The sequence below is a fragment of the Streptomyces sp. NPDC001108 genome, from assembly GCF_053598535.1.
The window spans coordinates 1-5876 of sequence record NZ_JBSFKL010000040.1; the positions used below are offsets into that span (position 1 = coordinate 1).

Annotated in this window: 5 protein-coding genes; 1 reads left to right on the plus strand and 4 read right to left on the minus strand. The window is 71.1% G+C overall.

What is annotated here, in order from left to right:
• Window positions 1–82 precede the first annotated feature (82 nt).
• The 4 genes from ACWC97_RS33865 to ACWC97_RS33880 all read right to left on the minus strand — a co-directional run bounded on the left by ACWC97_RS33865 (window position 83) and on the right by ACWC97_RS33880 (window position 4476).
• On the minus strand, window positions 83–922 hold the full coding sequence (locus ACWC97_RS33865; RefSeq protein ID WP_385210972.1) for an SDR family NAD(P)-dependent oxidoreductase: 840 nt from the start codon (window positions 920–922) through the stop codon (window positions 83–85).
• A 154-nt stretch (window positions 923–1076) separates the two neighbouring features.
• A complete protein-coding gene (locus ACWC97_RS33870; RefSeq protein ID WP_352281236.1) occupies window positions 1077–1922 on the minus strand; it encodes an amidohydrolase family protein in 846 nt (281 codons plus the stop codon).
• Window positions 1919–3106 carry a mandelate racemase/muconate lactonizing enzyme family protein gene (locus ACWC97_RS33875; RefSeq protein WP_392281762.1) on the minus strand — a complete coding sequence of 396 codons (1188 nt, stop codon included), beginning with the start codon at window positions 3104–3106 and terminating at the stop codon, window positions 1919–1921. The genes ACWC97_RS33870 and ACWC97_RS33875 overlap by 4 nt, the downstream gene beginning before the upstream one ends.
• Window positions 3106–4476: an aspartate aminotransferase family protein gene (locus ACWC97_RS33880; protein WP_352281233.1), complete on the minus strand. Its 1371-nt coding sequence runs from the start codon at window positions 4474–4476 to the stop codon at window positions 3106–3108. Before ACWC97_RS33880 ends, ACWC97_RS33875 begins: the two co-directional genes overlap by 1 nt.
• Before the next feature lie 317 nt (window positions 4477–4793).
• On the opposite strand from ACWC97_RS33880, the gene ACWC97_RS33885 reads away from it, so the two are divergent.
• Window positions 4794–5651: an IclR family transcriptional regulator gene (locus ACWC97_RS33885; protein WP_352281231.1), complete on the plus strand. Its 858-nt coding sequence runs from the start codon at window positions 4794–4796 to the stop codon at window positions 5649–5651.
• The last annotated feature ends 225 nt before the right edge of the window (window positions 5652–5876 follow it).

Sequence of the window (5876 nt, forward strand, 5' to 3'; positions counted from 1 at the left end):
GACGCGGCGTTGACGGACATGACGGAGGAGCTCCTCGCGTTGTCGGTACGTGCTCGAGGGGACCGCGGGCGGGCGGTCGCGGTCAGAGGGTGGTGCGGTACGGCGGCATGAAGCGCATGCGCGGCATCTGGTCGGCCAGCACTCCCCCGTCGACGACGATCCGCGCCCCGGTGAGATAGGCCCCGGCGTCCGAGGCGAGGAGCAGCAGCGCGCCGACGCACTCCTCGGGCCGGGCGTACCGGCCGAGCGGGATGCGCTCGCGGTACGCGGACTCGAACGCCTCCCGGTCGAAGGGGAACTCGCCGTCGATGGGCGTCTCGACCATGCCGGGGGCCAGGGTGTTGGCAGTGATGCCGTGCGGGGCGAGTTCGACCGCCAGGGTCTCGGTGAGCAGCTGGGCGGCGGCCTTGGAGGCGTTGTAGTGGGCCAGTCCGGCCTCCGCCACCAGGGCGTTCTTGGAGGTGATGGTGATGATGCGGCCGGCGACGGCGTCGGCCGTCATGTGCTCGGCGACGCGCTGGCTGAGGAAGAAGACCGCGTCGACGTTGACCCGCATGATGTGCGACCAGCTCGCGGGGGTGATCTCGTTGAAGCGTTCCAGCGCCGCCGTGCCCGCGTTGTTGACCAGGATGTGCAGCGGGCCCGCCTCGGCGCGCACGGTGTCGACGAGGCCGGGCAGCGCCTCGATGTCGGCGAGGTCCTGCCCGTAGGTGCGGCAGGTGCGGCCGAGTGCCTCGATCTCGGCCGCGGTCGCGTCGATGCCCTCGGCACCGGGCAGGTCGACGAGGACCAGGTCGGCGCCCGCCTCGGCGAGGCCGACGGCGAAGGAGCGGCCGAGCCCCCGGGCGGCGCCGGTGACGACCGCGGTGCGGCCGGTCAGATCGAAGCGGTCGGTTCCGCGGGGCGGGACGGCTGCGGTCATGGCGGGCTTCCTTAGCAGTGCGGAGTGGAAAAACAGGTCCGGGCCGCCGCGCGAAGGGACACAGGGTGAGGGCGCGGCGGCCCGGGGCCGGCACGGTGCGGGCACCGGGGGGATCGGGCCCGGCACCGTGCCGGCGGTTCGTGGAACGGCCGGTTCAGCCGTTCAGGCCCAGCAGGTCCAGCGAGGGCCGGTGGATGATCTCCTCCACCGCGTCCACGTCGAGCGGCGGCAGCCCGGGGATGCCGGGGATCCGGGCGATCTCCCGCAGCCCCTTCACCGAGTCGTCGACCGTCGTGAACGGGTAGTCGCTGCCGAACATCAGCTTGTGGAAGACCCCGTAGTCCTGGACCAGCCGGAGGCTGTGCCAGAGCTGGAAGGGCCGGTAGTGCAGGGCGCTGATGTCGGCGTACACGTGCGGGTGCTTGCGGATGACCGCGATGCACTCGCCCTCGAAGGGGTGGCCGAGGTGGGCGAGGACCATCCGCAGCTCCGGGTGGCGGATGGCGACCGCGTCCAGGTGGCGGGGCATCGCCCACTCCAGGGGCGCGGTCGACACGAAGGTGGTGCCGGTGTGGACCAGGAGCGGCAGCCCGTTGCGTTCGGCGTACGTGTACAGCTCGTCGTACTCCTCGGCGGCCGGGTCGAAGCCCGCGTACATCGGCATCAGTTTGATGCCGCGCAGGCCCAGCTCCTGGTGGCCGTGGCGGAGCTCGTCCTGCCAGCCGGGCTGGGTGGGGTCGAGCGAGAGGTAGCCGATGAGCCGGTCCGGGTGGGCCCCGACGTACGAGGCGACGGCGGCGTCGTCGACCCAGAGGCCGCTGCGCCGGGCCTTGCCGCCGACCACGATGGTGCGGGTGCCCTCGGGGGCGGTGGCCGCGTACTCCTCCCACTTCACCGTCAGGTCGACCTCGCCCGCGTGGGCGCGGGCGGAGTCGGACCGGAAGGGGTCGGTGAAGTCGTGGCTGTGCCGGAAGAGGTGCGAGTGGACGTCGACGATCATGTCCGGTTCCGCTTCTCCCAGCCGTCCGCGAACATGTTCCAGAAGCGGTGGCTGGGCGGGTGCTCCTCGAAGACCTCGTCGACCAGTTCGACGCCGAGTCCGGGGGCGGTCGGCAGGCCTATGTGGCCGTCGGTGATCGGCAGGGTGCCCTTGAGGGCGTCGAAGACGTAGTCCTCCAGGAGGCCGTCGAAGGTCTCCAGGATCTTGAAGTTGGGGATGCCGAGCGTCGCGTGCACCGAGACGGTGGTGCAGAGCGGCGAGTTGGAGTTGTGCGGGGCCACCAGCATGCCGTGGGTGTCGGCGGTCGCGGCGAGCTTGCGCACCTCGGTGAATCCGCCGGCCATGGAGAGGTCGGGCTGGATGATGTCGACGGCGTTGGTCGCGAAAAGCTGCTTGTACTCGTAGCGGTTGTGGAAGTGCTCGCCGCCGGAGATCGGGAAGGCGGCGCGCTGGCGCAGCTCCGCGTAGCGCTCGATGTGGGTCCAGGGCATCGGCTCCTCGAACCAGCCGATGTCGAAGGGCTCCAGCTCGCGCACCAGGCGGGCGGCGGTCGGCATCGCGAAGCGGGCGTGGCCCTCGATGAAGAGGTCGACGTCCGGTCCGATGGCGTCGCGGACGGCGGCGACGAGCTCGATCGAGCGGCGCAGCTCGGCACGCTCCAGCTCGTGCAGGCCGGGGCCGAAGGGGTCGAACTTCAGGGCGGTGAAGCCCTTGGCGACGGTCTCCCTGGCCTTGGCGGCGAAGGTCTCCGGCTCGCGTTCGCCGGTGTACCAGCCGTTGGCGTAGACCCGGACCTCGTCACGGCAGGCGCCGCCGGTCAGCCGGTAGGCGGGGACGCCGAGCGCCTTGCCCATCAGGTCGTACATGGCCTGGTCGAGGCCGGACAGGGCGACGCCGCCCATGTCGCCGCCGCGCAGGAAGTCGCCCTGGTAGACGCGGAGCCACAGCTCCTCGACGTCGAAGGGGTCGGCGCCGATCAGGTGGCGCCGGGCGATCGCCTCGGTGAGGTCGCAGACCTCGCGGACCCGGTAGGGGTGGGTGATCTCGCCGATGCCGGACAGGCCCTCGTCGGTGTGGACCCGGACGTAGCCGAAGTCGCGCCAGGAGGTGCCGAGCATCAGGGTCTCGACGCGGGTGATGCGGCCGGCGGGGCCGGCGGGGCGGGTGCGGTTGACGGTGAGCATCAGCGGGTCGCTCCGCCCATGGTGGAGGCGTTCTCCAGGTCGCGGGCGCCGCCCTCGGCGAGCACGGCCCGGACCGCGGCCTCGGTGCCCTCGATCAGGCGGTCCACGTCGGCGTCGGTGTGGGCGTAGCTGATGTGGCTGCGCTTGAGGTTGAGCGGCAGCTCGAACAGGCCGTGCTCCAGGAGCTTGCGGCGGTAGCCGACGAAGAGGGAGGCGTCGTTGTTCAGCAGGTCCGCGTAGGTGCGGGGGGCCTCGCCGGACATGAAGTAGCTGACGAAGACGGAGCCGTAGCCGGTGACGACGGCGGGGACGCCGAGGCGTTCGTACAGCCCGGTCAGTTCGGTGCGGACCCGCTCGCCGAGCCGGAAGACGTGCTCGTGGACCGGCTCCTCGCGCAGCTTGCGCAGGGTGGCGAGGGCGGCGGCGACCACGGAGGGGTGGCCGTTGTACGTGCCGGCGAAGAAGGCGGGGGCGCCGGGGCGGGTGGAGAAGAGGTCCATCAGGTCGGCGCGGCCGCCGATCGCGCCGACGGGGGCGCCGTTGGCGATGGCCTTGCCGAGGGTGGTGAGGTCGGGGGTGACGCCGGAGATCTTCTGCCAGCCGCCGATGTCGTGGCGGAAGCCGGTGATGACCTCGTCGAAGATCAGGACGCTGCCGGCCCGGGTGGTCTCCTCGCGGAGCGTGGTGAGGAACTCCTGGTACGGGAGGAGCGCGCCGACGTTGTGCGGGACGGGCTCGACGATGACGGCGGCGATGTCGGAGCCGTGCTCGGCGAAGGCGCGGCGGACGGCCTCGCTGTCGTTGAACGGCAGGACGAGCGTGGCGTCGAGGACCTCGGGCAGGATGCCGGTGGAGATGGGGTCGTGGGCGCCGACCTTGTCGGGCGCGGAGATGACGTTGAGGCTGACCGCGTCGTGCCAGCCGTGGTAGCAGCCCTGGAACTTGACGACGAGGCGGCGTCCGGTGGCGGCGCGGGAGACGCGCAGCGCGTGGAAGGTGGCCTCGCTCCCGGTGCTGGTGAGCAGCACCTTCTCGATCGAGGGGATCAGTTCGGCGAGCTGTTCGGCGAGGACGATCTCGCCCTCGGTGACGCCGACGCCCATGTGGCCGAGGGTGGCCCCGGCCTCGGCGGTGGCGCGGGCCACGTCGGGGTCGTTGTGGCCGAGCAGCGGCGGGCCGAACGCCGAGTGGAAGTCGGTGTACTCGCGTCCGTCGGCGGTGCGGAACCGGGCGCCGTCGGTGCCGGTGACGACCAGGTCGGTCAGTCCGGGAACGCTGCGCTGACCGCTGTTCACGCCGCCGGGTACGACCTGGCGGGCGCGTTCGGCGAGTCGGGCTCCGGATTCGTTGCCTGCCGGGCCTGAACTCATAATCGCTTGCTCCTTGCGTCGAGAGTCGTCGGTCTTCTCGGGCCCTGCCCGGCCCGTGAGTCCCTGGCGCCATCCGCCCGGCAGTCGCCGCAGGAAGAGGGGTGATCCGTGGTGCTTCAGGTGATACGTGGTGCTGTGCTTCAGGTGTTGCGTTCGCTTTTCCTGAACGCTGTTCTGTAGAGCAGAACAGTTCCTGGATATTACGTGCGGCTTCTGAGCCGGTCAAGACCCTTCCGCCCCCGAATCCGGGCGTTCTCGCGGTTCCTTTGTCGGCAAAGCGCGTTCGGACCCTCCGGTCCGGACTAGACTGTTCGGCTATGACGAACAGTGCTGCCCCAGAAGAGCCGAAGTACTGGGTCAAGAGCGTGGCAAGGGCAGCGGACATCCTCGAGGCGCTCGCCGCCCCCTCCCAGGGGAACGGTCTGAGCGTCACGGAGGTCGGCCAGGCCTGCTCCATCTCCAAGAGCGCCGCCTTCGGCATGCTCCAGACCCTGCGCGCCTACGGACTCGTCTCGGACGACGGCGAGGGCATGAACCGCCGCTACCGGCTCGGGATGAGCCTGGCCCGGCTCGGCGACCGGGCCCGCTCCCAGGTCTCCCTGCGCGGGGTCGCCCACCCGGTCCTGCGCGAGCTGACCCGGAGCACCGGCATGGCCTCCCGGCTCGCCGTGCCCGAGGACGGCCACGCGGTCGTCGTGGACCAGGTCGAGATCGACCAGCGCGTCCGGCTCGATCTGCGGATGGGCCAGCGCGAGCTGCCGCACTGCACCGGCCTGGGCAAGGCGCTGCTCTCCGCCGTCCCGCAGAGCGAGGCGGCCTCGGTGATCGAGCGGTTCGGGCTGCCCCGGCGCACCTCCCGCACGATCACGGACCCGGCGACCTTCCTGTCCCATCTGCGCGACATCGCCCGGGTCGGCTACGCCCTCGACGACGAGGAGGACGCCGAGGGCATCATCTGCATCGGCGCGCCGGTCTTCGACGACCGCTCGGTCTGCGCCGGGGCGGTCTCCATCACCGGCCTCAAGCTCGGTCTGCCGGCCTGGCGCTACCAGGAGCTGGGCGGCCAGGTGCGGGACGCGGCCCGCCGGATCAGCCTCGCGCTCGGCTGGGTCGACGAGGCGGAGGGCACCGAGACCCTCGACGACGTACCGCATTCCGACGAAATCAGGCCTTGACCAAACTGCTTGGCCCACCGTAGGTTCCCTGCCAACCGAGGTGACATCCCACGGTCACCCGCTCTTTACCCCTTTCCGGGTGGTTCCGGCGCCTGCCCATCGCGCCGCGCGACCTAGATGCCCGGATCCTTTTCAGCCATCCGCCTTATGGCAGTCCCCCGCAGGAACGCTCCCTCCCTTGCCGCACTTCTCGGAAGGCGAAGTCCGCATGAGCGTTCCGCACCA